The organism is Streptomyces coeruleofuscus (assembly GCF_039532725.1).
In the GTDB taxonomy this organism is placed as follows: domain Bacteria; phylum Actinomycetota; class Actinomycetes; order Streptomycetales; family Streptomycetaceae; genus Streptomyces; species Streptomyces coeruleofuscus.
Map to the genome: position 1 here is coordinate 145,717 of NZ_BAAASE010000014.1, position 23,842 is coordinate 169,558.

Sequence of the window (23,842 nt, forward strand, 5' to 3'; positions counted from 1 at the left end):
AATCGAGATCATGACGTCGTCAACCACTTTCCAGCCGGTCCTGGAGCGCATAGCCGAGGAGATCGAACGGACCCCGGGCCGTGGCCGGCCCGCCGACTACATCCCGGCGCTCGCCGCCTGTGACCCGCGCAGCTTCGGCATGGCCGTCGCCGAGCCGGACGGCACGGTGTACGGCGTGGGGGAGTGGCGGCGGCCGTTCTCCGCCCAGTCCATCACCAAGGTCTTCACCCTCGCCCTCGTCCTGGCCCGCGAGGGCGATGCCCTGTGGGAACACGTGGGCCGCGAACCCTCCGGCAACCCCTTCAACTCCCTGGTGCAGCTCGAGTACGAGAACGGCATCCCGCGCAACCCGTTCATCAACGCGGGCGCCCTCGTCGTCACCGACCGGCTGCACACCCGTACCGGCGACGCGTCGGGCGAACTGCTGTCGTTCCTGCGGGCGGAGAGCGGCAACCAGGACCTCACCTTCGACAAGGAGGTCGCGGCCTCCGAATCCGCGCACGGTGACCGCAACGCCGCGCTCGGGCACTTCATGGCGTCCTACGGCAACATCGACAACCCCGTGCCGGTCCTGCTCGACCAGTACTTCCGGCAATGCTCGATCGCGGCGTCCTGCGCCGACCTCGCGCTCGCCACCGCCTTCCTCGCCCGGCACGGCATCCGCGCCGACGGCACCCGCCTGCTCACCCTCAGCCAGGCCAAGCAGATCAACGCGATCATGCTGACCTGCGGCACGTACGACGCGGCGGGCGACTTCGCCTACCGCGTGGGCCTGCCCGGCAAGAGCGGCGTGGGCGGCGGCATCATCGCGGTCGTCCCCGGCCGTTGCACGCTGTGCGTGTGGAGCCCGGGCCTGGACGAACGGGGCAACTCGGTGGCGGGCGTGGCGGCCCTGGACAGATTCACGACGCTGACCGGAGTGTCAGTTTTCTGACAGAACCTCCTGGCCCTCACCTGATCACCGGCCGGTCACACCCCCGCTCCTCTCCGGAGGGCTCCACGTCGCCGCGCAGCCACCTCGCGTTGACACGCTGCCCGAGTGTTGGCCATGGCTTTCCCCGTCGATCTCCGCCGCTGCCAGATACTCGGTCTGGCCGGTACCGCCTTCCTCGCGGCAGGCGGTGAGACGGCCGGAGCCCTGCCCGTACGGGACCTCCTCCACCCGGCCTCCGCGCGCGCCGCCCTCGGCCTGGTGGGGGTGTACTTCGGACTCGTCCTGCTGATCGCGGCCTGGGTGCTGCTGGGCCGGCTGGTCCGAGGACCGAGACCGCCCGCTCCCCGCGCCCTGCTGCTCGTCCTCGCCGTCTGGGCCGCCCCGCTGCTGCTCGCCCCGCCGCTGTTCAGCCGGGACGTGTACAGCTACCTCGCCCAGGGGGCGATGGTCGACGCGCACATGGACGTGTACGCGCACGGGCCGTCCCACCTCGGCGGCCCGCTCGCCGACGAGGTCGCCCCGCTCTGGCGGCACACCGGCGCCCCGTACGGCCCGGTGTTCCTCGCCGTCGCGGCGGCCCTGTCGGCGCTGACGCGCGGTGAAGTGCCGGCCGGACTGTTCGGGATGCGCCTCGTCGCGCTCGCCGGCGTGGCCCTGATGGCGGCCGCGCTGCCCCGCCTCGCCCGCCACAGCGGCGCCGACCCGGCCGCCGCGCTGTGGCTGGGCGCCCTCAACCCGCTCGTCCTGCTGCACCTGGTCGCGGGCGCCCACAACGACGCCGTCATGCTGGGCCTGCTGGGCATCGGCCTGGTGGCGGCGCTCGGCCGGTGGCCGTACCTCGGCGCCGTCCTCGTCACGCTCGCCGCGCTGGTCAAGGCGCCCGCCGTGCTCGGTCTCGCCGCGGTCGTCGTCCTCCAGGTCCGCGCGGGCCGCGGTACGGCGAAGGCCCTCGTGACGACCGCCGTCGCGGCCGCCGGGACGACCGTCGCGGCCACGGCCGCGGCGGGCACGGGATACGGCTGGATCGGCGCCCTGAACACCCCCGTCTCGCCCCAGAACTGGGCCCTGACCACCCTGCTCGGCCGCGCCACCGGGGCCTTGCTGGAACACCTCGGCAGCGATCTCGCGCCCCTGGCCGTCCCCGCCTGGCACGCGCTGGGCGTCGTGGCGGCCGGGGCCGCGATCGTCCTGATCTGGCTCCGGCTGCGCCCGCGACCGGTGTACGCGCTGGGCCTGAGCCTGGCGGCGGTGGCCGCACTCGGCCCGGCGATCCGCCCCTGGTACGCCCTGTGGGGCCTGTTCCTCATCGCCGCCGCCGCGCCCAGCGCCACCGTACGCCACCGCGTGGCGGCCGTGACCGGCGTGCTCGCGCTCTGCGTGCTGCCCAGCGGCGGCCCGGCCGACACCGGGCAACTCGTGCTGGCCGTCTCCGGCGGCGCACTCGCGGTCGTCGTGCTGTGGCAGGCCCACCAGGCCGAGCTGGCACCGGCACTGGGACGTGCGGCATGACCCCGGCCCCGCCGCGCACCGACCGCGGACGACTGCTGCTCGTACTCGCCCTCGCCACGCTGGTGACGGTCTTCACCGCGACCGTGCCCCTGCTGCGCGACTGGTTCGACCTGCGCGTCTACTACGGAAGCATCGACAACTGGGTCCACCACGGCGGCCGGATCTACGACTACCGGGTCCCCGGCACGACGTACGGCTTCACCTACCCGCCGTTCGCCGCCGTCGTCATGCTGCCGATGGCCCTGCTGGACCTCCACACCGCGATCGCCGCCGCCCTGCTGCTCAACCTGGCGGCCCTGGTGCTGGTCCTGCGGCTGCTCGCCGGGCCCGCCTGGCGGCGCCACGGCTGGTACGGCTGGGCCCTGGCCGCCTGCGCCCTAGCGCTGTTCGAACCGCTGCGCGACACCCTCAGCTTCGGCCAGGTGAACCTGTTGCTGCTGACTCTCGTCCTCACCGATGCGACGCTGCTCGCCACCGGACGCACACGCTGGGCGGGCGTCGGCATCGGGCTCGCGGCCGCGATCAAACTGACGCCGGCGTTGTTCATCGGTCTGCTGCTGGTGGCCAGGAGGTGGCGCGCGGCGGCCGTCGCCACGGTCGTCGCGCTCGGTGCCACGGCCCTCGCGGCATCGGCGGACCCCGACGCCTCACGCTTCTACTGGACCGAGGCGCTGTGGGACACCAGCCGGGTGGGCCGCCTCGGCTACGTCTCGAACCAGTCGGTGCAGGGCATCCTGGCCCGCCTGGGCGAACCGGACCGGGTGGTGTGGGCGGCGGCGGTCCTGCTGGTCCTCGGCGTGTGGGTGCTGCGGGCCCGCCGGGCCGTCGCCGCGGGGGACTGGACGGCGGCGTTCGCCCTGACCGGCCTCGCCGCCTGTCTCGTCAGCCCGATCACCTGGGTGCACCATCTCGTGTGGCTGCTGCCGTCCTTCGCCGTGCTGATCCGCACCGGGCACGCCCGGATCGCGGGCGCCCTGTACGCGGTGCTGTGCACCAGCGTGGTGTGGCTGTGGTTCGACGACGCGTCCGGCGTCGACGGGTTCCTGGGCAGCAACACCTACGCCTGGATCACCCTGGGCCTGCTGCTGTGGCTGCCGGCCGGTCAGCAGCCTCCGGACCGGCGGACCGGCATCCGCAGCACGAGCACCACGACCGCCGCGCCCAACCCGGTTGCCCCCACGATCAGCCCCGCTTCCGTCCAGCCGAAGTCGGCTTCTTCCGGCACGGCAGCGGCGACGGCCGGCCGAGTCTTCGCCGCCGGTGGCGCGGCAGCCCTCGACGCGTCGAGCGAACCCACCGGATCGACCCGTCTGCCCGCCTTGAACCCCCAGTCGAGCAGCGAGCGGGCCTCCTCGTACACCGCGGACCCGCCGCCCTCCTGAGGGTTCATCACCGTCACGACGAGGGTGCGCCCGTCCCGCCGCGCCGCCGCGACGAGCGTGCTGCCCGCCTTGCTGGTGTAGCCGTTCTTGATGCCGATCAGCCCCCGATACGGCCTCACACCACGGGCGCCGCTCAGCAGCCGGTTGGTGTTGCGGATCGGGTACGACCAGGCTCCGCCGCCCGGGAACCGGGCCTCGACGGTGGCGCAGTACCGCGCGAAGTCGGGGTTGCGCAGCCCGACCCGGCCGAAGACCGCCAGATCGAACGCCGACGACACCTGGCCCGGCGCGTCGTAGCCGTCCGGGGAGACCACGCGCGTGTCGCGGGCGCCGAGGGACCGGGCCTTGGCCTGCATGCGCTCGGCCGTGGCCCGCCAGCCGCCGTTGAGTTCGGCCAGGACGTGCACGGCGTCGTTGCCGGAGTTGAGGAAGACACCCCGCCACAGGTCGGCGACCCGGTAGGTACGGCCCTCGGTGAGCCCGACCAGGCTGCTGCCGGCTCCGACGCCCCGGAGTTCCTCCTCGCGGACCGTGTGCCGGATGCCCGGCGGCAGCGAGGGCAGCACCGTGAGGGCGAAAAGCGTCTTCAGGGTGCTGGCCGGGGGCAGCCTGCGGTGCGCGTTGTGGGCGGCGAGCACCTCGCCGGTGCCGGCGTCGGCCACCAGCCAGGACAGTGCCGAGGTCTTCGGGAGACGGGGCGCCCCGGCGCGCGGGCGGACCTGCGTGCCGGGGCGGTACAGCAGCGAGGGGTGCGGGGCCGCCGCCCTCGGCCCGGCCGGCGGACTGGGTTCCGCCCGGCCGGAACCGGCCGCCGCGGCGGGCATCAGGGCCAGAAACCCTGCCGCACAGAGCGCACAGGCGGACACGGCCACCCGGGAAGAGAATCCGATGATCATATGATCAACGTAGAAACGGATGTGCTCCGCGCCGCGACGACCGGGCCGGACTCCACGCGCGAGCACCCGTATGCCGCACATGAGGGCCGGCGGTGGCGGTGGTGATCGCGACGCCGCGCGGTGCAGAGGAACGTCAGGGCCGGCGTGGGCCGAGCCGGCCGGCGCGACGGCCGTGCCTCAGTCCGAGGGCAGCGTCGGCTGGATGCGCCGCAGGAACGTCGCGTTGTCCGGGGTGTCGCGCATGCGTTCCAGGAGGGTCTCCAGGGCGCCCTGTCCGTCCCGGTTAAGGAGCACGCGCCGCAGTCCGTGCACGGCTGCCAACTCGGCCGGGGGCAGCAGGAGTTCCTCGCGACGGGTGCCGGAGGGGATGATGTCGACGGCCGGGAACAAGCGGCGGGACGCCGGCTCGCGGCTCAGGCGGAGCTCCATGTTGCCCGTGCTCTTCAGCTCCTCGAAGTAGAAGTCGTCGGCCCGGGAACCGGTCTCCACCAGCGCCGTCGCGAGGATCGTGAGGGAACCGCCCTCCTCGGCCGACCGGGCGGCGCCGAAGAACCGCTTGGGGCCGGTCAGCGCGGACGCGTCGACGCCGCCGGTCAGGATGCGGCCTCCGGAGGCGGCCGCGTTGTTGTGCGCCCGGCACAGCCGGGTGAGGGAGTCGAGGAGGATCACGACGTCCTCGCCCGCCTCGACGAGCCGCTTGGCCCGCTCGATCACGAGCTCGGCGAGCGCGATGTGCTGCTTGGCGCTCCGGTCGAAGGTCGAGGCGTACACCTCGCCCCGCACGCTGCGCCGCATGTCGGTGACCTCCTCGGGCCGCTCGTCGAGCAGCAGTACCATCAGCCGGCACGCGGGATGGTTGCCGGTGACGGCGGCCGCGAACTGCTGGAGGATGACGGTCTTGCCGGTCTTGGGCGGGGCCACGAGAAGCCCGCGCTGGCCCTTGCCGACCGGCGTGATCAGGTCGACGACCCGACCGGCCAGTCCGGCGCCCGGGTGTTCGAGGCGCAGGCGTTCGTGCGGATGCAGGGGCGTGAGGTCCCGGAAGTGCCGGCGGCCGCGCAGTTCCGCGGGCGTACGGCCGTCGATCCGTGCGACGTCGGTGAGACCGCGCCGGTCGCCCGGAACGCCCTCGACGAGGTCGCCCTTGCGCAGGCCGTGGCGGCGGATCAGGGCGGGTGAGACCGCGGGGTCGGTGGGCGCGGGCAGGCAGTCCTCGCCGCGCAGGTGGCCCTTCCCGCTCGCGTCGATGTCGAGGACGCCGAGGGCGGTCCGGGGCTCGGTCTGCTGCTGGGTGGGAGGGGTGTCGAGTGTGGTGGTCATGGTGATGTGTCCTTTCACGGACGGCAGGCATGGGACATGCGAAGGGAAGGGGGAGAGGGCCGCGAGGGGAGGGCCTGGAGCACGCCTCCGGCGGCGGGGAACAACACCTGGGATACGACAGAGCGCGTCAGGTGCTGGAAATGATGGAGAGAAAGGGAGAACCGCACCGGCGCCCACAGAAGGGGGCGTGCACGAGTGCTGTTTGCAGGCTACCACCCGGCGGGGCGCCGGGGGAGGGAGATGCGCGTCAGCGTGTGGCCAGCAGGCCGTACAGCAGTGGGATCCGAGGCGCGGTCAGCCGCCACCAGCCGGACTCCGTACGGACCATCTGCGGCCAGCGCGGCCAGGGAAGTTCGTCGCTTTCCCGCAACCGCCGGACGGTCAGTCCCGCTTCCGTCAACGCGTTGACGACCTCACCTATTCCGTGCATCCACTCGTAACTGTCCGTGGCGCCCTCGACGGCCGGGCCGTCCGTGTAGGTGTGGGTCGCGTCCCGGTGCACGGGACCGTCGCCGCCGAGGTAGTCGTGGCGCAGGAGCAGCTCGGGGCCCTCGCCCGGAGCGGGTTTCGGGCCGAGCGAGTTGAGCAGTGGATGGAACTCGACGACGTACAGCCGCCCGCCGGGACGCAGGAGCCGGCCGACGACCTCCGCCCACCGGTTCAGGTCGGGCAGATAGCACAGGGCGCCCTTGCCGGTGTAGACGATGTCGAACCGCCGCCCGTCCAGGGCTTCTTCGGCGTCGTACACGTTCGCCCGCACGTATGTCGCGTCCGCGCCGGCCTTCGCGGCGATGCCGGTCGCGGCCGCCACGGACGCCTCGGAGAAGTCGAGGCCGACGGCCCGGGCGCCGCGCCGCGCCAAGGCGATCGTCTCCGTGCCGAGGTGACACTGGAGATGCAGCACGTCACGGCCGGTCAGCGCGCCGAGGTCCTCCCACTCCCAGGGAGCGAACCAGCGCTCGGGATCGGGGTCCTGGTCGAGACCGTAGAACCGGCTGGCGAGATGGACGGGCGTGCGGGCGTCCCAGTTCTCCTGGTTGGCCCGCATCAGCCGGTCGTGCTCGGCGGACGTCATGGGGACATCCAACCGCGAACGGGCGGCGGGATGCGGCACATCGGGGGAACGGACCGCCGGACGTGTCGCTCACACCGAGCGCGTCCGCGCCTCCTCGGCGATCCGCTCGAACTGCGCGCCCATGGCAGCCGCCAGCGCCTGCGCCGCCGACAACGGGCGCACCATCACGGTCAGTTCGTCGATGAGCCCGTCCTCGTCGACGTGGATGAAGTCGCAGCCGTTGATCTCCCGGTCGCCCACCCGCGCGGTGAAGACCAGGGCGTGGTCGCGGCCGTTCACGTCGTTGATCTCGCGCACGTAGCGGAAGTCCTCGAAGACACCGGAGACGGCGCGCAGGATCGCCGCCGTGATCGGCTTTCCGGTGTACGGCTTGAACACGACCGGGCTGGTGAAGACGACGTCCGGCGCCAGCAGCGCCTCGGCGGCGTCCAGGTCGAGTGCCTCGACCGCCTCACGGAATGCACGCATCGAACCCCGCCTTAGTCAATTAATTGAGTAGGTGCGGAGTAGATTAATCAACCGTTGATACCGTGTCCACATGTCTCTCAAGTACGCCGTGCTGGCCGCTCTCCTGGAGGGCGAGGCCTCGGGCTACGAGCTGTCCAAGGTGTTCGACGTGTCGCTCGCGAACTTCTGGGCCGCGACCCCGCAGCAGCTCTACCGGGAGCTGGAGCGTCTCGCGCAGGACGGGCTGATCGAGGCCAGGGAGGTACGCCAGGAACGGCGGCCCGACAAGCGGATGTTCACGCTCACCGAGGCGGGCCGCCAGGACCTGCGCGCCTTCGCCGTCACACCGCCCCGCCGGCCCACCGCCATCCGCGACGAACTCCTCATCAAGATCCAGGCCATGGACGGAGCGGACTTCGAGGCCACCCGTGCGCTGGTCGAGGAGCGCGAGGCGTGGTCGCGCGGCAAGCTCGCACGCTACGAGCGTGTCCGCGAACGCCTCCTGGCCGGCCGCAGCGAGGAGGAGTACCTGCGGGAGGCCGATCGCATCGGCCCGTACCTCACGCTCATGGGAGGCATCGCCTTCGAGGAGGAGAACCTCCGCTGGTGCGCGCGCGTACTGACGATCCTCACACAGCGGGCTCCCCTAGGCTGAGCCGATGTTCAGCCCCGAAGGCCCCAGCCTGCGTGAGCTCGCCGTCCAGGCGCTGTCGTCCGTCGAGCGCGGCTACGACCTCCTCGCGCCGAAGTTCGACCACACCCCGTTCCGGACGCCCGACGCGGTCCTCGACGCCGTCGAATCGGCGCTGCGGCGGACGGGACCCTTCGACGCCGGGCTCGACCTGTGCTGCGGCACCGGGGCGGGGGTCGGCGTGCTGGCAGGGGTGTGCCGGGAGCGGGTCGTCGGTGTCGACTTCAGCACGGGCATGCTCGACGTGGCCCGGGAGCGGGTCCGGCCGGCGGGGCCGCCGGTCTCCTTCGTCCGTGCGGATGCCCGCGCCCTGCCCTTCGGGTCCGCCTTCGACCTGGTGGTGAGCTTCGGGGCCTTCGGGCACTTCCTGCCTCGCGAGCTGCCCGGCCTGTTCGCGCAGGTCCGCTCCGTCCTGCGGCCGGGCGGATGCTTCGCGTTTCCGCTGGTGGCCCCGCCCCGCCCGGGCTCGATCGGCTACTGGATGCTGCTCGTCTTCGACGCGGTGATGCGGGTGCGCAACGCGCTGTGGCGGCCTCCGTTCGTCATGTACTACCGCGCGTTCCGCTTCGGGGACGTACGGCGTGAGCTCGCCCGGGCCGGCTTCCGGGTGGAACTCCAGGCGCTGCCGGAGTTCGGGCGGCGACGGGACGGAAGCCCTCGGGTGCGCCTGGTCGTCGCCCGGACGCCGGGCCAGTCAGTCCGGACACCGGGCTGGTCAGTCAGTCCGGACGCCGGACCGGTCAGTCGCGCAGGAAGCTCAGCAGATCGTCGTTGAACGCCTTCTCGAAGTCGCCCACCAGACCGTGCGGGGCGCCCGGGTACACCTTCAGCGTCGCGTCCTTGACGAGCTGGACGGTCCGCTGGGCCGAGGCGCCGATCGGCACGATCTGGTCGTCGTCGCCGTGCGCCACCAGCGTCGGCACGTCGATCCGCCCCAGGTCCTCGGCGAAGTCGGTCTCCGAGAACTGCGCGACGCAGTCGTAGGCGCCCTTCAGCCCGGCCTGCATGCTCCACATCCAGAACGCCCGCCGCACGCCCTCCGACACGGCGGCCCCGGGCCGGTTGAAGCCGTAGAAGCTCTCGCTCAGCTCCCAGTAGAACTGCGAGCGGTCCGCCGCCACGGCCGCGCGGATCCCGTCGAAGGCCTCCTTCGGAGTGCCCTCCGGATTGGCCTCCGTCCGCAGCATCAGCGGCGGCACCGCGCCCAGCAGCACGGCCTTGGCGACCCGCGCGGTCCCGTGCCGCCCGATGTAGCGGGCCACCTCGCCGCCGCCGGTCGAATGACCCACCAGGACCGCGTCGTCGAGATTCAGCGCCTCGATCAGCTCGGCCAGGTCGTCGGCGTACTGGTCCATGTGGTTGCCCTGCCACGGCTGACCCGAGCGGCCGTGCCCGCGGCGGTCGTGCGCGATCGCCCGGAACCCGTGCTCGGCGACCAGACGCGCCTGCCCGTCCCAGGCGTCCGCGTTGAGGGGCCAGCCGTGGCTGAACACCACGGGCTGCCCCTCGCCCCAGTCCTTGTAGTAGATCTCCGTTCCGTCGGACGTGGTGAACGTGCTCACGAAGCATCCTCTCGGTGGGCATCGGGGTCTGATCCTGGGCTTCCTCTCGATCATCTCCGTGATCCCGGGTTAGCGCCGCCGGTGCCGGCCGGGGACCGGCCCCGCCCCGCGGGAATCCGCGTGAGCGGTCCGCCGAACGAGTGACCAACGCGCTTCGACGGTGCCGGGGCGTAACCGGCCCGGGGTGTGAGCGGCCCCGGCCACTTCAGGCGCCGCTCGGCGTCGGCGTCCGGCCCGGCAGGGTGAACTCGTAGACCAGCGCGTCCTGTTGGGCGTCCACCACCAGGTCGGTGATCTCCAGCGGGCGCGCGTACTGGTCGTGCACGCGCCGCGTGACCCGGACCGACGGCGTGCTCGTGAGGCGGGTGATGGCGTCGCGGTGGTGCAGGGTCAGACCGGCCCGGCGCATCCAGTCGTAGGCCCGCCGCAGGTGCGCGGCGGCGGTGCCGTCGGCGCGGTCGCGGTAGCGGGCCAGCTCCCGTACCTCCGCGAGCGCCACGGCCGAGAAGGACGTCACGGCGGTGCGCAGACCGCGTCCGTCGGCCGTCGCGTACCGGTAGCGGTGGATCAGGGTCGGCCGGCCCGGGGCCAGTCCCAGGGCCTCGGCGTGGTCCGGACGGGGCGGCTCCCAGGCCACGGTGGCGCGGGCGACCGTGCCGGGAGTCACGGCCCGGGCACCGACCGGGAAGGTGAGCGAGGCCGGGGTCTCGACCGGCAGGCCGGGCAGCGTGGCGTGGCTGCCGCGCCGGTCGGTGGCGACGAGCCCGTCGCGGCGCAGCAGCTCCAGCGCCTGCCGTACGGTCTCCCGGCTGACCCCGAAGTGCCCGGCCAGCCGCCGTTCGCCGGGGAGCCGTTCGCCGGGCGGCACGGTGCCGTCGCGCAGTTCGCAGAGCAACTCCGTGGCGATCCGCCGGTACAGAGGCTCTCCTCCGGCCGAAGGGTGGTCGTGCGGGGTGGTGCGGGCCATGCCGCGCCTCCTGTTGGTGACGTTCGGTAGCCGTGCGGGCTCGGTGCGCCACCAGATCTAGCATTGGTCTAAACCAGCAGGGAAGGGCGGCCGGGCGGTTCGGCCGAAACCGGCCCGCCCGCGCCGGCCGTCAGAGCGTGCGGTACAGGGCGTCGATCAGCGCCATCTTCCGCGGGTCGTCCACGATATGAGGCCCCATACGGTTCATCACGTACCCCAGCGACACCTCCGCCTCCGGGTCCGCGAGCCCGCAGGAGCCACCGAAGCCGTCGTGACCGAAAGCGCGCGGGTTGGGTCCGTAGGAGCCGCTGGAACCGCTGAGCCACAGCCCGAGTCCCGCCTCCGTCTCGCCCAGCCCGGCGCCGAGCACCAGATCCCGGCAACTGCCCTGTCCCTCGCGCACCCGCTCGGCCGTCTCGGGGGACAGCACGCGGTGGCCCCCGTACGAGCCGCGCCCCGCGAAGACGCCGTAGAGCTCGGCAACCGCACGCGCGGTGCCGTGACCGTTCGCCGCGGGTATCTCGGCGGCCCGCCACCCGGGCGTGCCTGCCCCGGCGGCGGACACCGGGGGGTTGGTCAGCGCGGCGATCGCCGCGGGTGCCAACTGGGCGAAGACAGCGGCCTGTTCACTGCTCGTCGCGACGGGTGGCTGGTGCAGCTCGGCCGCCCGCCCGTAGTCCTTCTCCGGCAGGCCGAGGCGGAAGTCGATGCCGAGCGGCCCGGTCACCTCACGCTCCAGGAAGGCCCCCGGCATCAGCCCCGACACCCGCCGTACGACCTCCCCGACCAGATGGCCGTAGGTCAGCGCGTGATAGCCGGACGTGGTTCCCGGCTCCCACCAGGGCTGCGTCGCCGCGAGCCGCTGCGTGGTCAGCTCCCAGTCGCAGAGCTGCTCCAGCGAGTGCGGTTCACGCAGTCCGGCCAGACCGGCGCGGTGGGACAGCAGGTGCCGGACGAGGACCTTCTCCTTGCCGGCCGCGGCGAACTCCGGCCAGTACGCGGCCACCGGCGCGTCGAGGTCCAGCAGCCCCCGGTCGGCGAGGATGTGCGCGCACAGCGCCACCGGTCCCTTGGTCGTGGACCACACGTTGACCAGCGTGTCCTGTTCCCACGGCCGGGTGTGTGCCGCGTCGGCCCAGCCGCCCCACAGGTCCACCACCGTCCTGCCGCCGACGGTGACGGCCACCGCCGCACCCAGCTCGCCCCGTTCCCGGAAGTTCTCCTCGAACGCCCTGCGTACCGCCGTGAAACGCGCGTCGCAGTGACCGTGTACCTGTGCCTCGTTCTCGGACATGGCCCCTCCACCACTCGCCGGGCCGGGCCGCCGATGGGCGGCCCGGGCGCGAAGAACGTACCGACTGGTCGGACTTGGTGGAAGGCTGCGCCGGTGAAAACGGCCGGATCAGTCGCCGGCCGGCGGCGGGATCAGATGTGCGAACGCATCCAGCGGAGCTGGGCCGCCTCCTGGAAGGGACCGCCGCCCTCGTGGTCGTTGAAGTCGTACACCTCGATCGTCTTGTCCTCGTGGTTCCAGGCGTTGAAGGCCGCGAAGACGGTCGAGGGCGGGCAGGTCTGGTCCTCCAGGGCGGCCGAGAAGAGCGCGGGAGCCGCGCCGCGGGTGGCGAAGTGGACACCGTCGAAGTAGGAGAGCGTGCGCAGCGCCTGCTCGGAACGGCCGCGGTGCGTCTTCAGGTACAGAGCGATCTCCCGGTACGGGTGACGGTCCGTGAGCGTCGCCGCGCGCGGGTAGTCGCACAGGAACGGCACGTCCGGGGCGATGCCCGCCAGGTCCGGTATCAGACCGCCCACCGCGATCGTGATGCCCCCGCCCTGGCTGCCACCGACGGCGACCGTGCGCGCCGGGTCGGTGAGGGGGTGCGAGCGGGCCGCCTCCACGGCACGCACGGCGTCCGTGAACACCCGGCGGTAGTAGTAGTTCTCCGGCGCGTCGATACCGCGCGTCATGAAACCGGGGTACGCGGGCGCGCCGCCCACCGGGTCCGCCGTGCCGCCGCCCCCGCCCCAGGCGCTGCCCTGCCCGCGGGTGTCCATCACGAAGTGCGCCCGGCCCGTGGACGCCCACAGCAGATGCTCGTGCGGCAGCCCGCGGCCTCCGCCGTAGCCGATGAATTCCACGACCAGCGGCAGCGGGCCGTCCGCCCCCGCCGGCAGGATCAGCCAGCCCTTGACCGGGTGACCGCCGAACCCGGCGAACGTCACGTCGAGCACCTGCACAGTGGACAGTCCCGTGTCGACCGGTTCGAAGCGGGCGTCCAGGTCGTACTCCCGCGCCTCCTGGAGCGTCTTGGACCAGAACGCGTCGAAGTCCTCGGGCTCGGTCGACGCGCTGCGGTACTCGCGGAGTTCGTCGAGAGGAAGGTCGAACTGGGCCATGTAGGACCGCCTTGGGTGAGGAACGGCTGCGGAGACAGTGCGGATGATCACACTACGTGAGTGGTCGGAGGGCTCGCCAGGACTTTTCCCGTGGCCCGTCCACGTGCCGTTCGCCGGTCGCATCACGCGTCGCGACGCGTCCACTCCGGCTCCGTGCGGGCCCACTCCCGCTCCCACTCGGCCAGTCGGCGGCGCAGGGCGACCCGGCGCACGGCGGAGTGGGCGAGGAGCACCACGAGCACCTCGCCGACCGCGGCGCACGTGCCCATGGTGAGGGTGTGCTGCCAGACGCCGGTGCCGTCCACCGGCGGGGTCACACTCCGCCCCCGGGAGTCGAACCACACGTCCACGACCTCACCCGGCCGGGTGTCCCCGGGTACCCGTGCCGTCGTGGTGCGCGTGCCCTCGCCCGGCTCGGTCCAGCGCACGGTGGCACGGTACGCGTGCTGCCCGCCGGCCTGCACCGACGGCAGCGACTCGTCCTTCCTGCCGACCACCTCGGCCCGGACGCGGTGGCGCTCGGCCTGTTGCTCCGCCGAGACCGACCGCGCCTCGCCATGGGCCCACCAGGCGGCGGCCGCCCCGACCACAGGCGCGCCCACGAGTATCAGGACGGCGACCACCAGCACCGTCCACGCCTCGACGACATCCGACCGGCGCCGCAGCGGACTGCGCCGCCAGCGCCAGCCGCGCACCCGGGTTCGCATGTCGACCTCCTCGCCGTCACCGCGGCCGGAGGGCCCGACCGGCCGTGCGGTGGCGGCGTCGCCGCTCCCTGCGCGTCACGTCACGCGTGCGAGTGCCCACACGGGTCAGGTACCCCTCCGACACACATCGATCGCTCGGCACGGCCCGGGTTGCCGCATGCCGGAGCCCTCCGGCCGGAGTGCCCGGGCCGGCCGCGGCGAAACACCGGCCCGCGCGCACGACGGTCCGCGTCCGGCACCCCGATGGCGAGCCCCGCGCCACCCCTGGGACACCACCGGGGGAGGGCCGCCGGCGAGATCAGCCGAACCGCTCGATCCGGATGCGCTCCACCGGCTGACCGGCCGTCACGAGCAATCGGGAGGCGTGCTCGGCGAAGGAGTTGGAGCCGCACACATAGGCTTCCCACCCACTGGAAGGCTGCTCGGCCAGGAGCGGCGCCACATGTGGGGCTGCCATACGTCCCACCGGCACACCCTCCGGCGCGCTCCGCGTGAACACGGGCGTCGTCTCGGCGCCGAATTCCCGGGCGTAGATGAGCTCCTCCGGACTGCGCGCGGACACCACCAGCCGCAGCGGCACGGTCAGGTTCCGCGCCCGGTGGTGCCGGACCATCGACATCAGCGGCACGACGCCGGAACCGGCGCCGATCAGCAGCGCGGGCCGGTCGCCGGGCCAGGCGAAGAAGCCGCTCACCGGGCCACGCACCTCGACCTGGTCGCCGGGCCGGGCGACGGTGTGGAACCAGCCCGAGACCTCGCCACCCTCGACGTGGTCGAGGGTCAGCTCGACGTGCCCGGAGTCGTCCGGCGCGGAGGCGATCGAATAGTGGCGCTGGGCCACATAGCCGTCCTCGGCGGTCAGCCGCACCATCAGGTGCTGGCCGGGCAGGTGCCCCGGCCAGCCGGGCACGGCGAACCGGAAGGTGGTGGCACGCGCGGTCTCGCGGCGGATCCCGGTCAGCGTGGCGGTCTGCCACACGGAGGCGGCCTGCTCGCTCACGGCGATGCGCCCGGGCACGGCGAACCGCGTGGGAGGCACGAACGTCTCAGTCACCGGAGTACCTCTGCTCCTGCCAGGGGTTGCCCCGGTGGTGATAGCCGTTCCGCTCCCAGAACCCCGGCTCGTCGTGGTCGAGGATCCGCAGGCCCGCTATCCACTTGGCGCTCTTCCAGAAGTACAGGTGCGGCACCAGCAGCCGCGCCGGGCCGCCGTGCTCGGGGGCGAGCGGCCTGCCGTCGTACTCCCACGCGATCCAGGCGCGCCCACCGGTCAGGTCGGCGAGCGGGAGGTTCGTGGTGTAGCCGGTGTGCGAGTAGGCGACGGCATGGGTCGCCGACCCATGGGGCCGGACCACATCCCAGAACGCGTCCAGGGACACCCCCGCGAACCGCACTCCGAACTTCGACCAGCTCGTCACACAGTGGATGGCTCCCTCGTACGCCGACGGCGGCAGCCGGTGTGCCTCCTCCCAGTCCCAGGTGCGGGGCTCGTCCACCAGACCGTCGATACGGAACGTCCAGTCGGCGGGTGCGAGGTCGGGAGTGACCTCGGCGGACAGCACGGGCCAGTCGTCGCCCGCGTCGTACTGGCCGGGCGGCAGACCGGGGTCGGCCACACGTGGGCGCCCGGTGAAGCCTCGGGTGATGTGCATGCGGTGTGCCTCCGGACCGGGCCGACGGTGCCCCGCCGGGCCGGCGTGATCAGTGATTGCGTGTTCAACCGTACGTGGGGCGCGCCCCTGGTCGTGCTCACGTGCTGCGCCCCTGGGCGTGCCGACCGGAACCATGACCCGCGTTGTAGCGCACGAGGTAGTCGGCGAATCGCGCGAGGTCTTCGGCCGGCCAGTCCGCCAGCCGCTCCCGGAAGGCCGCCCGGCGGCTCTCGGTGACCTGGGCCAGGATGCGCCGCCCGGCCTCCGTCAGGTGCAGCACCTGGACGCGCTGGTCGTCCGCGTCGGGGCGGCGTTCGATGAGTCCGGCGCGTTCCAGCGCGGTCACCTGGCGGCTGACGGTGGACTTGTCCAGCGCGTAGTGGGCGGCCAGGTCGGTGGCACGGCACCGGCCGCTCTCCTCCAGGTGCCCGAGCAGCGTGTACGACACCAGCGACAGCTCCGGGTGCATCCGCCCCGCCGCGGCACGGGCACGGCGGGCGAAGGCCGTCATCTCCCGCTGGATGGTCTCCACGGCATCGGCCGGCTTCATCGGACCTCCCTCACCACGTCGCCCCCGGTCACTCCATGGTTGCATAACCCAACCACCCGGCTACGGGGCGGCGGACCAGGTGCCGTACAGGTCGGCAGGCCCGTCGGGTAGTGTTGCCGCCGGCTGTGGACGGACCCAGCCGTCGCCGAACCGAGGAGGTGAGCCCCATTACCGCTGTGTCAGCTCGGGTGCTCTCTCCTCGACGTCGCGCGGATCGCCGGCCGTAGGCGACCGCAGGAGCGCCCTTCGAATCTCGAAAGGCTCCTGGCTCCATGCCCTCCGTGTCTCCCGTCCCACCGTCGTCCCGTGACTCCGTGGTCGTCGCCCTGCGCACCGCGGGCTGCGTCTTCGCCGAGGACGAGGCCGAGTTGATCCTCGCCACCGCCCGCACCCCGGCCGAGGCCGCCGCCATGGTCGAACGCCGCGTCGCGGGTCTGCCCCTCGAACTCGTCGTCGGCTGGGCCGAGTTCCGGGGTCTGCGCATCACCGTCGACCCGGGCGTCTTCGTGCCGCGCCGCCGCACCGAGTTCATGGTCGAGCAGGCCCTGGCCCGGGCGCCCGGCGCAGGCGTCGTGGTCGACCTGTGCTGCGGCTCGGGCGCCGTCGGCGCGGCCCTGGCCGCCGGACTCGGCCGCTGCGAACTGCACGCCGCCGACATCGACCCCGCCGCGGTGCGCTGCGCTCGCGGCAATGTCGCCGCCGCCGGCGGTCACGTGCACCAGGGAGACCTCTTCGACGCGCTGCCCGGTGACCTGCGGGGCCGCGTCGGCATCCTCGCGGCCAACGTGCCGTACGTACCGAGCGACGAGATAGGCCTGCTGCCGCTGGAGGCCCGCGCCCACGAGCCGCTGGTCGCCCTCGACGGCGGTGCGGACGGCCTCGGCGTCCTGCGCCGGGTCGCGGCCGAGGCGCCCCGCTGGCTCGCGCCCGGCGGCTGCGTCCTGGTGGAGACGAGCCGCCACCAGGCCCCTGCCGCCCTCGACGCCTTCGAACGCAACGGCCTGACGGCACACCTCGCCGTCTCGGAGGAGCTGTACGCCCATGTGGTGATCGGCGTCGCACCGTAACGGCCCGAGCATCAGCCGGGCTCCGGCGGCGGCACCTCAGTCCGGTGCCGTCGCCCGCGCGATGAGCAGCGCCACGTCGTCGAAGTTGTCCGGCTCGTGCAGCGTGCGCAGCAGCAGGTCGCAGACCTCCTCCAGCGGGCGGTCGGGCCCTTCGAGCAGGGACAGCAGCGTGTCGAGCCGGTCGTCGAGCGAGTCGCGCCGGGTCTCGACGAGACCGTCGGTGTAGAACACCAGCCGGTCGCCCGGCTCCAGGTCCACGGTCGTCGTGGCGAAGGCGACACCCCCGACGCCGAGCGGCACCCCCGTCGGCAGGTCGAGCAGCTCGGGAGGCCGCCCGGCCCGGAGGCGCACCGGCGGCAGGTGCCCGGCGTTGGCGATCCGGCACTGCCGCAGACGCGGATCGTGGACGGCGTAGACGCAGGTGGCGATGGCCTGTTCCAGACCTGCGGTGATCTTGTCGAGGTGTTCCAGGAGCCGGGCCGGATCGAGGTCGAGGGAGGCCAGCGTGTTGGTCGCCGTGCGCAGCCGCCCCATGGCCGCCGCCGCGGGGATGCCACTGCCCATCACGTCACCCACCACGAGCGCGGTCTTGCCGCCGTCCAGACCGATCACGTCGAACCAGTCGCCGCCCACCTCGCTCGTGGCCCCGGCCGGCTGGTAGCGGGAGGCCACCTCCAGCCCGCCCGTCACGGGCGGATGGCTGGGCAGCAGGCTGCGCTGGAGGGTGAGCGCGGTGTCGCGGGCGCTCTGGTACCAGCGGGCGTTGTCGATCTGCACGGCGGCCCGCGCGGCCAGCTCACGGGCCAGCAGCAGGTCGTCCTCCGTGAACGGCAGCGGATTGCGGGTGCGTTTGAGGTCCAGGGCGCCCAGCACCTCGCCGCGCGCGATCAGCGGCACCGCCAGGTACGAGTGCACCCCGGCCCGGCCCAGCAGCTCGGCCGCCTCCGGGGACCGGGCGATGCGCGGCAGGTCCTCGTCCTTGACCTCCGGCAGCATCACGGCGCTTGCCGAGCGCACGCACTCGGTGACGAGCCGGTCGGGCGCGTACCGGGCCACCTGCCCGGGCGCGTCGGCCGCCTCCAGCGCCTCGGCCGAGTCGTACCCCTGGACCGCCAGCGCGCGGATCACGGCCGCCTCGGCCGGGCCCAGGCTGGAGCTCCGGCCCTGCACCACCGCGTCCAGCAGGTCGACGGCGGCGACGTCGGCGAGTTCGGGCACGGCCACGTCGGCGAGTTCACGGGCCGTGCGGTCCAGGTCCAGCGTGGTGCCGATACGGCCGGAGGCGTCGGCGATCATGGCCAGCCGGCGCCGCGCGGCCTCGGCCTCGATGCCCGCGCGGTACTGCTCGGTGACGTCCACGATCGAGACGGCCACGCCCAGCACGGTCCCGAAGGCGTTCTCCAGCCGGTACAGCGAGATCGACCAGGCGTGGTCCTGGTGCGGGTCGGCCGGGGTGCGGCCGATCGTGGACTGGTCGACGACCGGCTGTCCGGTCTCCAGGACCCGGCGGGCCGCGGTCTCCAGGGCGTCGACGTCCATCCGCGGCACCACCTCGCGGACCGTCCGGCCCAGGTGCTCCTCGGCCGGCACGCCGTTGAGCTCCTCCAGGGCCGGGTTGACCGAGACGTACCGCAGCTCCGTGTCCAGCACTGCCAGCCCGATCGGGGACTGGGCGATCATCCGCGTCGACAGCGCCACATCGCGCTCCAGCCGGTGCACGGTCGACTGGTCGGCGCACAGACCGAGTGCGTAGACCTGCCCCTGGTCGTCCAGCAGCCGCATGTTGCGGAACTCCACGAGCCGCGTGGTGCCGTCCTTGCGGCGGACGGGGAAGGCCCCGGCCCAGCTCTGCCCGGTGCCCATGACGTCCGCGAACAGCTTGACCACGAGGTCGACGTGCTGCTCGTGGACCATGATCCGGGCGGCGTACTCGCCCAGCGCGTCCTGCGCCGAGTACCCGAACAGCTCCTCGGCCTGGGGGCTCCACAGCACGATGCGGCCCTCGCTGTCCAGGACCACGGAGGCCACGCGCAGGACGTCGAGCAGCCCGCTCGGCCGCGCCGGCGCGTGCACCGGCCCGTCGCCCTCGGCCATGGGGGACCCGCCTGCACTCATCCCACGCCCCGCCTTCGCCGATCTCGCGGCACGCCGTCACGGTGCCGACACCCCATGTTCTACCGCGCGGAGCCGTCGATCCGAGGCCCCTTCCGTCACCTTCCACCTTCTCCCAACACGGAGTGGCCCGCTCCGTAAACCCGCCATCACGGCAGGGGTACCGCCGGTAGTGCTCGGCAGAAGGTGGTGCTTTGCTGGGGTAGGGGCGGATACGCCACGAGAGGAGCGATCACGATGGACCGTGAGCAACCGCATCCCCACAACGTCTCGGTGGAGATCAGCGGGTGCAGCAAGCAGGACGCCCGGATCGTGTTCGACACGCTCTGCGCCTGCTTCGAGTCCGACCGGTGCGCGGACGACGTACCGGAGGATCTGCACGAGACCCGCCCGACCGTGTGGCTCGGCACGTTCGATGTCGCCGACACGCACGAGGGCGCGCGACCGGGCCGGCTGTCGTCCTCCGTCGACGCCGACCTGCACGGCGGTTACTGGGCGATCGAGCAGTTCCGCAGGAGGCTGGACGCGCTGTTCGCCGTGCGGGACATGAGCACGGTCTCCGGCGACCAGGAGAAGGAACTGCACGTGCGCCTCGAAAGCCGGTGACCGCCCCTCATGATCCGGTGACCGTGGTGAACGCCCCTCACGCCCCCAGCAGGCCGAGGACGGCCCGCCGGTAGACGGCGTGCACCACGGGCAGGTCCGCGAGGTGCACGCGTTCGTCCACGCCGTGGAGTCCCTCGTACGGCAGGCCGAAACCGGCCGTGGCCGGGATGCCCTCGGCCGCCAGCAGATTGCCGATGTTGGACGGGCCCGCCGTCTTGGACCGCACCGGCAGCCCCTCGCCCGCCGCCGCACCCAGGAGCGCCGCGGCGGGCTGCTCGTCCTCGGCCAGCCGGTACGGCGGCCAGGCCGCGACCGCCGTGACCTCGGTCGGGCGCGGCGCGGGCGACCGCTCGTCCAGCTCGCTCACCGCCGCCCGGACCAGGGCCTCGGCCGCTCGGGCGCCGAAGCCGGGCGTCGTGCGGACGTCGACGCCGACCTCGCACAGGTCCGGGACGACGGAGAAGCCCTCGCCGCCGTGGCAGAAGGTCACCGTCAGCTTCGGTGGCAGCGGGAACTCCCCGCTCACGCCGGGCAGCGGGGCCTCGTCCAGCAGCCGTACGAGACGCGCCGCGCGCGACACCGCACCGACCGCCGCCCGGCTCGACCCGGAGTGCCCTGACGTCGCGTGCACGGCGATCCTGGCCCGCCACAGCCCGCGCCCGCCGACCACGACCTCCTCCAGCCCCGGGTAGCCGATCATCACCCCGGCCGGGCGGACCGCTGCCGGGTCGGCGAGATACGCCCGGGCACCCCCGAAGCCGCCCGTGTGCTCGTCGGCGTCCAGCAGCACCGCGAGCCCGCCGCGCAGCTCACCGGCCCGGCCGTGGAGCTCGGCCGCGATGTGGCAGAACAGGGCCGCGGCCAGTTTCGAGTCGGCCGCGCCCCTGCCCCGCAGCCGGCCGTCGACGACGTCCCCGGCGTCGGGCGGGAAGGACCAGGCCGACTCGTCGCCGTACGGCGCGGTGTCCACGCAGGCGTCCAGCGCCCACCAGGGCCCGGGCCGGCCGCCCGCGATCTCCACCAGCAGTGCGACCGGGCGGCGGGCGTCGTCGTGGAGACGCCGGTTCGGCAGGCCCCGGCCGGCGAGCCAGTCCTCCAGGACGGCCAGGACGGGCTCGTGGTCGTCGATGCCGGCGCGGCTCGGCCGGCGAATCAGCTCGCCGGCGAGCTCCACCACGGGGGAGGAAAGGCCGAGGTCCCTGGTCATGGACCTACTGTGCCCTCCATCACCTTGTGCAACTAGTTGCATAAACAGTCGGCGGTCCTCTACAACTACAGAACGACACCGCGCACGGAGGGCCCGATGAGCCGTTACCCGCACCTGCTGACCCCCCTCGACCTGGGCTTCACGACCCTGCCCAACCGGGTCCTCATGGGCTCCATGCACGTCGGTCTGGAGGAGGCCGAGGGCGGCTTCGCCCGCATGGCCGCCTTCTACGCCGCCCGCGCCCGCGGGGGAGTGGGCCTGATCGTCACCGGCGGAATCGCGCCCAACGACGAGGGACGCCCCTACGAGGGCGGCGCGAAGCTCACCACCGAGGCGGAGGCCGAGCAGCACCGGGTCATCACCGACGCCGTGCACCGCGAGGGCGGGCGGATCGCCATGCAGATCCTGCACTTCGGCCGGTACGCCTACCACAAGGACCTGGTCGCGCCCAGCCCGCTCCAGGCGCCGATCAGCCCCTTCCCGCCCCGCGAGCTCACCGACGCCGACATCGAGCGGACCATCGACGACTACGCCCGCGCCGCCCGCCTCGCCCGGCAGGCCGGCTACGACGGGGTCGAGATCATGGGCTCCGAGGGCTACCTCATCAACGAGTTCATCGCGTCGCAGACCAACCAGCGCACCGACCGGTGGGGCGGCTCGTACGAGAACCGCACGCGCTTCCCGCTGGAGATCGTGCGCCGGGTGCGCGAGGCGGTCGGCGAGGACTTCATCGTCATCTACCGGCTGTCCATGCTCGACCTCGTCCCGGGCGGCTCGACGCTCGACGAGGTGATCACCCTCGCCAAGGCCGTCGAGGCCGCCGGGGCGACGATCATCAACACCGGCATCGGCTGGCACGAGGCCCGCATCCCCACCATCGCGACCTCCGTGCCGCGCGGCGCGTACACGTGGGTCACCAAGCGGCTCATGGGCGAGGTGTCCGTCCCGCTCGTCACCACCAACCGCATCAACACCCCCGAACTCGCCGAGGAACTGCTCGCCGAGGGCGTGGCCGACATGGTGTCGATGGCCCGCCCGATGCTCGCCGACCCGGACTTCGTCATCAAGGCCGCGGCCGGCCGGCCCGAGGCGATCAACACCTGCATCGGCTGCAACCAGGCCTGCCTCGACCACACCTTCAGCGGCCTGATCACCTCCTGCCTGGTCAACCCCCGCGCCTGCCACGAGACCGAACTGGTGCTCTCCCCGACCAGGCTGCGCAAGCGCGTCGCGGTCGTCGGCGCCGGTCCGGCCGGGCTGGCCTGCGCGGTCTCGGCCGCCGAGCGCGGGCACGACGTGACGCTGTTCGACGCGGCGAGCGAGATCGGCGGCCAGCTCAACGTCGCCCGCAAGGTCCCCGGCAAGCAGGAGTTCGACGAGACGCTCCGCTACTTCCGCACCCAGCTCGACTGGCACGGCGTCGACATACGGCTGAACACCTCGGTCGGGGCCGGCGACGTCGACGATTTCGACGAGGTCGTCGTCGCCACCGGCGTCACGCCGCGCACCCCCGACATCCCCGGCGTGGACCACCCGAGTGTCGTCGGCTACCTCGACGTCCTGCGCGACGGCGCCCCCGTCGGCGACCGGGTCGCGATCCTCGGCGCGGGCGGTATCGGCTTCGACGTCGCCGAGTACCTCACGGACAGCGGCGACAAGGCGCACGAGAACCCGCAGACGTACTTCCGCCAGTGGGGCGTCGACCTGGACTACCGCGCCCCTGGCGGCCTCGCGGCGCCCGAGCGGCCCGCCCCGCCGCGCACCGTGCACCTGCTCCAGCGCAAGACCTCCAAGGTCGGCGCCGGCCTCGGCAAGACCACCGGCTGGATCCACCGCACCGAACTCAAGCACCGCGGCGTCACCATGGTCCCGGGCGTCGGCTACGACCGGATCGACGACGCCGGGCTGCACATCACGATCGACGGCGAGAGCACCGTGCTGGAGGTCGACACGATCGTGCTGTGCACCGGCCAGGAGCCGCGCCGCGGCCTGTACGAGGAACTGATCGCGGCCGGGCGCAGCGCGCATCTCATCGGCGGCGCCGACGTGGCCGCGGAACTGGACGCCAAGCGCGCCATCAAGCAGGGCACCGAGCTGGCGGCCGCCCTGTAGTGCGGGAACGCGTCCCTAGGATGAGGCCATGTCACTCCCGCACGCGATCCTCACCGCCCTGCTCGAGAAGCCGTCGTCCGGGCTGGAGCTGACCCGCCGGTTCGACCGGTCGATCGGGTACTTCTGGTCGGCGACGCACCAGCAGATCTATCGCGAGCTGGGAAGGCTGGAGACCGACGGCCTGATCCGGGCCCTGCCCGCCGAGCAGCCGACCCGCGGGCAGAAGAAGAGCTACGAGGTCCTGCCGGCGGGCCGCGCCGAACTGGCCCGCTGGACGGCCGCCTCCCAGGACCCCAAGCCGCACCGCGACGCGCTGCTGCTGCGGCTGAGGGCGGCGGCCGTGGTCGGCACCGCGGGTCTGGAGGCCGATCTGCGACGCCACCTGGAGCTGCACGAACGTCAGCTTGCGGAGTACCAGGAGATCGAGAAGCGGGACTTCCCGCCCGGCCGGGACGGCACCGAGGACCGGCTGCGGCATCTGGTGCTCCGGGCCGGCATCGACCTGGAGACGTTCTGGACCCAGTGGCTCAGGCGCGCCCTGGCCGACGTCGCCGAGCTCCCGGACGGCGAGGCGACCCGCCCGGCCTGACCCGGACATGACGGCGGCCCGCCCGACCGGAGCGCTTCGGGAGGGCGGGCCGCCATGCGTACC

General features: G+C 73.0%; 22 protein-coding genes and 1 pseudogene. 9 read left to right on the forward strand and 14 right to left on the reverse strand.

Annotated elements, in window-relative coordinates:
- The first annotated feature begins 10 nt into the window (after positions 1–10).
- From ABFX81_RS37680 to ABFX81_RS37690, 3 genes are all read left to right on the forward strand, one after another.
- Entirely contained in the window at positions 11–934 is a 924-nt protein-coding gene (locus tag ABFX81_RS37680; protein ID WP_086847745.1) for a glutaminase, read from the forward strand.
- Positions 935–1,048: 114 nt separating this feature from the next.
- Positions 1,049–2,443 (forward strand): polyprenol phosphomannose-dependent alpha 1,6 mannosyltransferase MptB, encoded by a 1,395-nt coding sequence (gene mptB / locus ABFX81_RS37685; protein WP_086847743.1) that lies wholly within the window; start codon positions 1,049–1,051, stop codon positions 2,441–2,443.
- A complete protein-coding gene (locus tag ABFX81_RS37690) occupies positions 2,440–3,825 on the forward strand; it encodes a glycosyltransferase 87 family protein (RefSeq protein WP_086847740.1) in 1,386 nt (461 codons plus the stop codon). The genes mptB and ABFX81_RS37690 overlap by 4 nt, the downstream gene beginning before the upstream one ends.
- Before the next feature lie 59 nt (positions 3,826–3,884).
- Here ABFX81_RS37690 and ABFX81_RS37695 read toward each other — a convergent pair.
- From ABFX81_RS37695 to ABFX81_RS37710, 4 genes and pseudogenes are all read right to left on the reverse strand, one after another.
- A pseudogene (locus tag ABFX81_RS37695) lies at positions 3,885–4,802 on the reverse strand (D-alanyl-D-alanine carboxypeptidase family protein); the annotation flags it as partial.
- A 96-nt stretch (positions 4,803–4,898) separates the two neighbouring features.
- Positions 4,899–6,041: a transcription termination factor Rho gene (gene rho, locus ABFX81_RS37700; RefSeq protein ID WP_086847771.1), complete on the reverse strand. Its 1,143-nt coding sequence runs from the start codon at positions 6,039–6,041 to the stop codon at positions 4,899–4,901.
- 247 nt (positions 6,042–6,288) lie between these two features.
- Positions 6,289–7,116, reverse strand: coding sequence for a methyltransferase (locus ABFX81_RS37705; RefSeq protein WP_086855281.1), 828 nt, complete (start codon positions 7,114–7,116; stop codon positions 6,289–6,291).
- Positions 7,117–7,185: 69 nt separating this feature from the next.
- On the reverse strand, positions 7,186–7,584 hold the full coding sequence (locus ABFX81_RS37710) for a nuclear transport factor 2 family protein (RefSeq protein ID WP_086855282.1): 399 nt from the start codon (positions 7,582–7,584) through the stop codon (positions 7,186–7,188).
- Positions 7,585–7,654: 70 nt separating this feature from the next.
- Between ABFX81_RS37710 and ABFX81_RS37715 the strand changes: the two genes are divergently transcribed.
- Together ABFX81_RS37715 and ABFX81_RS37720 are read left to right on the forward strand one after the other, a co-directional pair.
- Positions 7,655–8,218 carry a helix-turn-helix transcriptional regulator gene (locus ABFX81_RS37715; protein WP_086855283.1) on the forward strand — a complete coding sequence of 188 codons (564 nt, stop codon included), beginning with the start codon at positions 7,655–7,657 and terminating at the stop codon, positions 8,216–8,218.
- Between the two features lie 4 nt (positions 8,219–8,222).
- The gene (locus tag ABFX81_RS37720; protein ID WP_346139334.1) at positions 8,223–9,029 is read left to right on the forward strand and encodes a class I SAM-dependent methyltransferase; all 807 of its coding nucleotides are present in this window, start codon (positions 8,223–8,225) and stop codon (positions 9,027–9,029) included.
- On the opposite strand, the gene ABFX81_RS37725 is transcribed toward ABFX81_RS37720, so the two are convergent.
- The 8 genes from ABFX81_RS37725 to ABFX81_RS37760 form a co-directional block, all read right to left on the reverse strand.
- Positions 8,995–9,816 carry an alpha/beta fold hydrolase gene (locus ABFX81_RS37725; RefSeq protein ID WP_086855284.1) on the reverse strand — a complete coding sequence of 274 codons (822 nt, stop codon included), beginning with the start codon at positions 9,814–9,816 and terminating at the stop codon, positions 8,995–8,997. The genes ABFX81_RS37720 and ABFX81_RS37725 overlap by 35 nt on opposite strands.
- Positions 9,817–10,021: 205 nt before the next feature.
- Positions 10,022–10,783 carry a GntR family transcriptional regulator gene (locus ABFX81_RS37730; RefSeq protein WP_086855285.1) on the reverse strand — a complete coding sequence of 254 codons (762 nt, stop codon included), beginning with the start codon at positions 10,781–10,783 and terminating at the stop codon, positions 10,022–10,024.
- 130 nt (positions 10,784–10,913) lie between these two features.
- The gene (locus tag ABFX81_RS37735) at positions 10,914–12,077 is read right to left on the reverse strand and encodes a serine hydrolase domain-containing protein (RefSeq protein ID WP_346139335.1); all 1,164 of its coding nucleotides are present in this window, start codon (positions 12,075–12,077) and stop codon (positions 10,914–10,916) included.
- A gap of 131 nt (positions 12,078–12,208) precedes the next feature.
- A complete protein-coding gene (locus ABFX81_RS37740) occupies positions 12,209–13,177 on the reverse strand; it encodes an acetylxylan esterase (RefSeq protein WP_346139336.1) in 969 nt (322 codons plus the stop codon).
- A gap of 122 nt (positions 13,178–13,299) precedes the next feature.
- Positions 13,300–13,884 carry an Rv1733c family protein gene (locus tag ABFX81_RS37745; protein ID WP_086846715.1) on the reverse strand — a complete coding sequence of 195 codons (585 nt, stop codon included), beginning with the start codon at positions 13,882–13,884 and terminating at the stop codon, positions 13,300–13,302.
- A 298-nt stretch (positions 13,885–14,182) separates the two neighbouring features.
- Positions 14,183–14,938, reverse strand: coding sequence for an FAD-binding oxidoreductase (locus tag ABFX81_RS37750; RefSeq protein ID WP_086846713.1), 756 nt, complete (start codon positions 14,936–14,938; stop codon positions 14,183–14,185).
- On the reverse strand, positions 14,931–15,536 hold the full coding sequence (locus ABFX81_RS37755; RefSeq protein ID WP_086846710.1) for a molybdopterin-dependent oxidoreductase: 606 nt from the start codon (positions 15,534–15,536) through the stop codon (positions 14,931–14,933). Before ABFX81_RS37755 ends, ABFX81_RS37750 begins: the two co-directional genes overlap by 8 nt.
- Before the next feature lie 97 nt (positions 15,537–15,633).
- Positions 15,634–16,086: a MarR family transcriptional regulator gene (locus ABFX81_RS37760; RefSeq protein ID WP_086846708.1), complete on the reverse strand. Its 453-nt coding sequence runs from the start codon at positions 16,084–16,086 to the stop codon at positions 15,634–15,636.
- Between the two features lie 272 nt (positions 16,087–16,358).
- On the opposite strand from ABFX81_RS37760, the gene ABFX81_RS37765 reads away from it, so the two are divergent.
- Entirely contained in the window at positions 16,359–17,153 is a 795-nt protein-coding gene (locus ABFX81_RS37765; protein WP_346139337.1) for a putative protein N(5)-glutamine methyltransferase, read from the forward strand.
- A 36-nt stretch (positions 17,154–17,189) separates the two neighbouring features.
- Here ABFX81_RS37765 and ABFX81_RS37770 read toward each other — a convergent pair whose 3' ends face one another.
- Positions 17,190–19,268 (reverse strand): SpoIIE family protein phosphatase, encoded by a 2,079-nt coding sequence (locus ABFX81_RS37770; protein ID WP_086855381.1) that lies wholly within the window; start codon positions 19,266–19,268, stop codon positions 17,190–17,192.
- A 234-nt stretch (positions 19,269–19,502) separates the two neighbouring features.
- Between ABFX81_RS37770 and ABFX81_RS37775 the strand changes: the two genes are divergently transcribed.
- Positions 19,503–19,871: an RNA polymerase II subunit A C-terminal domain phosphatase SSU72 gene (locus ABFX81_RS37775; RefSeq protein ID WP_086855382.1), complete on the forward strand. Its 369-nt coding sequence runs from the start codon at positions 19,503–19,505 to the stop codon at positions 19,869–19,871.
- A gap of 37 nt (positions 19,872–19,908) precedes the next feature.
- On the opposite strand, the gene ABFX81_RS37780 is transcribed toward ABFX81_RS37775, so the two are convergent.
- Positions 19,909–21,078, reverse strand: a complete 1,170-nt coding sequence (locus ABFX81_RS37780; protein ID WP_086855383.1) for a M20/M25/M40 family metallo-hydrolase — start codon at positions 21,076–21,078, stop codon at positions 19,909–19,911.
- A 96-nt stretch (positions 21,079–21,174) separates the two neighbouring features.
- On the opposite strand from ABFX81_RS37780, the gene ABFX81_RS37785 reads away from it, so the two are divergent.
- Together ABFX81_RS37785 and ABFX81_RS37790 are read left to right on the forward strand one after the other, a co-directional pair.
- Positions 21,175–23,190, forward strand: a complete 2,016-nt coding sequence (locus tag ABFX81_RS37785) for an FAD-dependent oxidoreductase (protein ID WP_086855384.1) — start codon at positions 21,175–21,177, stop codon at positions 23,188–23,190.
- 28 nt (positions 23,191–23,218) lie between these two features.
- Positions 23,219–23,779, forward strand: a complete 561-nt coding sequence (locus tag ABFX81_RS37790; protein WP_346139338.1) for a PadR family transcriptional regulator — start codon at positions 23,219–23,221, stop codon at positions 23,777–23,779.
- Positions 23,780–23,842: the final 63 nt, after the last annotated feature.

What these genes read in the sequence shown, in the direction of transcription:
- ABFX81_RS37680 (WP_086847745.1), top strand. Translation starts at nt 11, where the DNA reads ATGACGTCGTCAACCACTTTCCAGCCGGTCCTGGAGCGCATAGCCGAG.
- mptB (WP_086847743.1), top strand. Translation starts at nt 1,049, where the DNA reads ATGGCTTTCCCCGTCGATCTCCGCCGCTGCCAGATACTCGGTCTGGCC.
- ABFX81_RS37690 (WP_086847740.1), top strand. Translation starts at nt 2,440, where the DNA reads ATGACCCCGGCCCCGCCGCGCACCGACCGCGGACGACTGCTGCTCGTA.
- rho (WP_086847771.1), bottom strand. Translation starts at nt 6,041, where the DNA reads ATGACCACCACACTCGACACCCCTCCCACCCAGCAGCAGACCGAGCCC.
- ABFX81_RS37705 (WP_086855281.1), bottom strand. Translation starts at nt 7,116, where the DNA reads ATGACGTCCGCCGAGCACGACCGGCTGATGCGGGCCAACCAGGAGAAC.
- ABFX81_RS37710 (WP_086855282.1), bottom strand. Translation starts at nt 7,584, where the DNA reads ATGCGTGCATTCCGTGAGGCGGTCGAGGCACTCGACCTGGACGCCGCC.
- ABFX81_RS37715 (WP_086855283.1), top strand. Translation starts at nt 7,655, where the DNA reads ATGTCTCTCAAGTACGCCGTGCTGGCCGCTCTCCTGGAGGGCGAGGCC.
- ABFX81_RS37720 (WP_346139334.1), top strand. Translation starts at nt 8,223, where the DNA reads ATGTTCAGCCCCGAAGGCCCCAGCCTGCGTGAGCTCGCCGTCCAGGCG.
- ABFX81_RS37730 (WP_086855285.1), bottom strand. Translation starts at nt 10,783, where the DNA reads ATGGCCCGCACCACCCCGCACGACCACCCTTCGGCCGGAGGAGAGCCT.
- ABFX81_RS37735 (WP_346139335.1), bottom strand. Translation starts at nt 12,077, where the DNA reads ATGTCCGAGAACGAGGCACAGGTACACGGTCACTGCGACGCGCGTTTC.
- ABFX81_RS37740 (WP_346139336.1), bottom strand. Translation starts at nt 13,177, where the DNA reads ATGGCCCAGTTCGACCTTCCTCTCGACGAACTCCGCGAGTACCGCAGC.
- ABFX81_RS37745 (WP_086846715.1), bottom strand. Translation starts at nt 13,884, where the DNA reads ATGCGAACCCGGGTGCGCGGCTGGCGCTGGCGGCGCAGTCCGCTGCGG.
- ABFX81_RS37755 (WP_086846710.1), bottom strand. Translation starts at nt 15,536, where the DNA reads ATGCACATCACCCGAGGCTTCACCGGGCGCCCACGTGTGGCCGACCCC.
- ABFX81_RS37760 (WP_086846708.1), bottom strand. Translation starts at nt 16,086, where the DNA reads ATGAAGCCGGCCGATGCCGTGGAGACCATCCAGCGGGAGATGACGGCC.
- ABFX81_RS37765 (WP_346139337.1), top strand. Translation starts at nt 16,359, where the DNA reads ATGCCCTCCGTGTCTCCCGTCCCACCGTCGTCCCGTGACTCCGTGGTC.
- ABFX81_RS37770 (WP_086855381.1), bottom strand. Translation starts at nt 19,268, where the DNA reads ATGAGTGCAGGCGGGTCCCCCATGGCCGAGGGCGACGGGCCGGTGCAC.
- ABFX81_RS37775 (WP_086855382.1), top strand. Translation starts at nt 19,503, where the DNA reads ATGGACCGTGAGCAACCGCATCCCCACAACGTCTCGGTGGAGATCAGC.
- ABFX81_RS37780 (WP_086855383.1), bottom strand. Translation starts at nt 21,078, where the DNA reads ATGACCAGGGACCTCGGCCTTTCCTCCCCCGTGGTGGAGCTCGCCGGC.
- ABFX81_RS37785 (WP_086855384.1), top strand. Translation starts at nt 21,175, where the DNA reads ATGAGCCGTTACCCGCACCTGCTGACCCCCCTCGACCTGGGCTTCACG.
- ABFX81_RS37790 (WP_346139338.1), top strand. Translation starts at nt 23,219, where the DNA reads ATGTCACTCCCGCACGCGATCCTCACCGCCCTGCTCGAGAAGCCGTCG.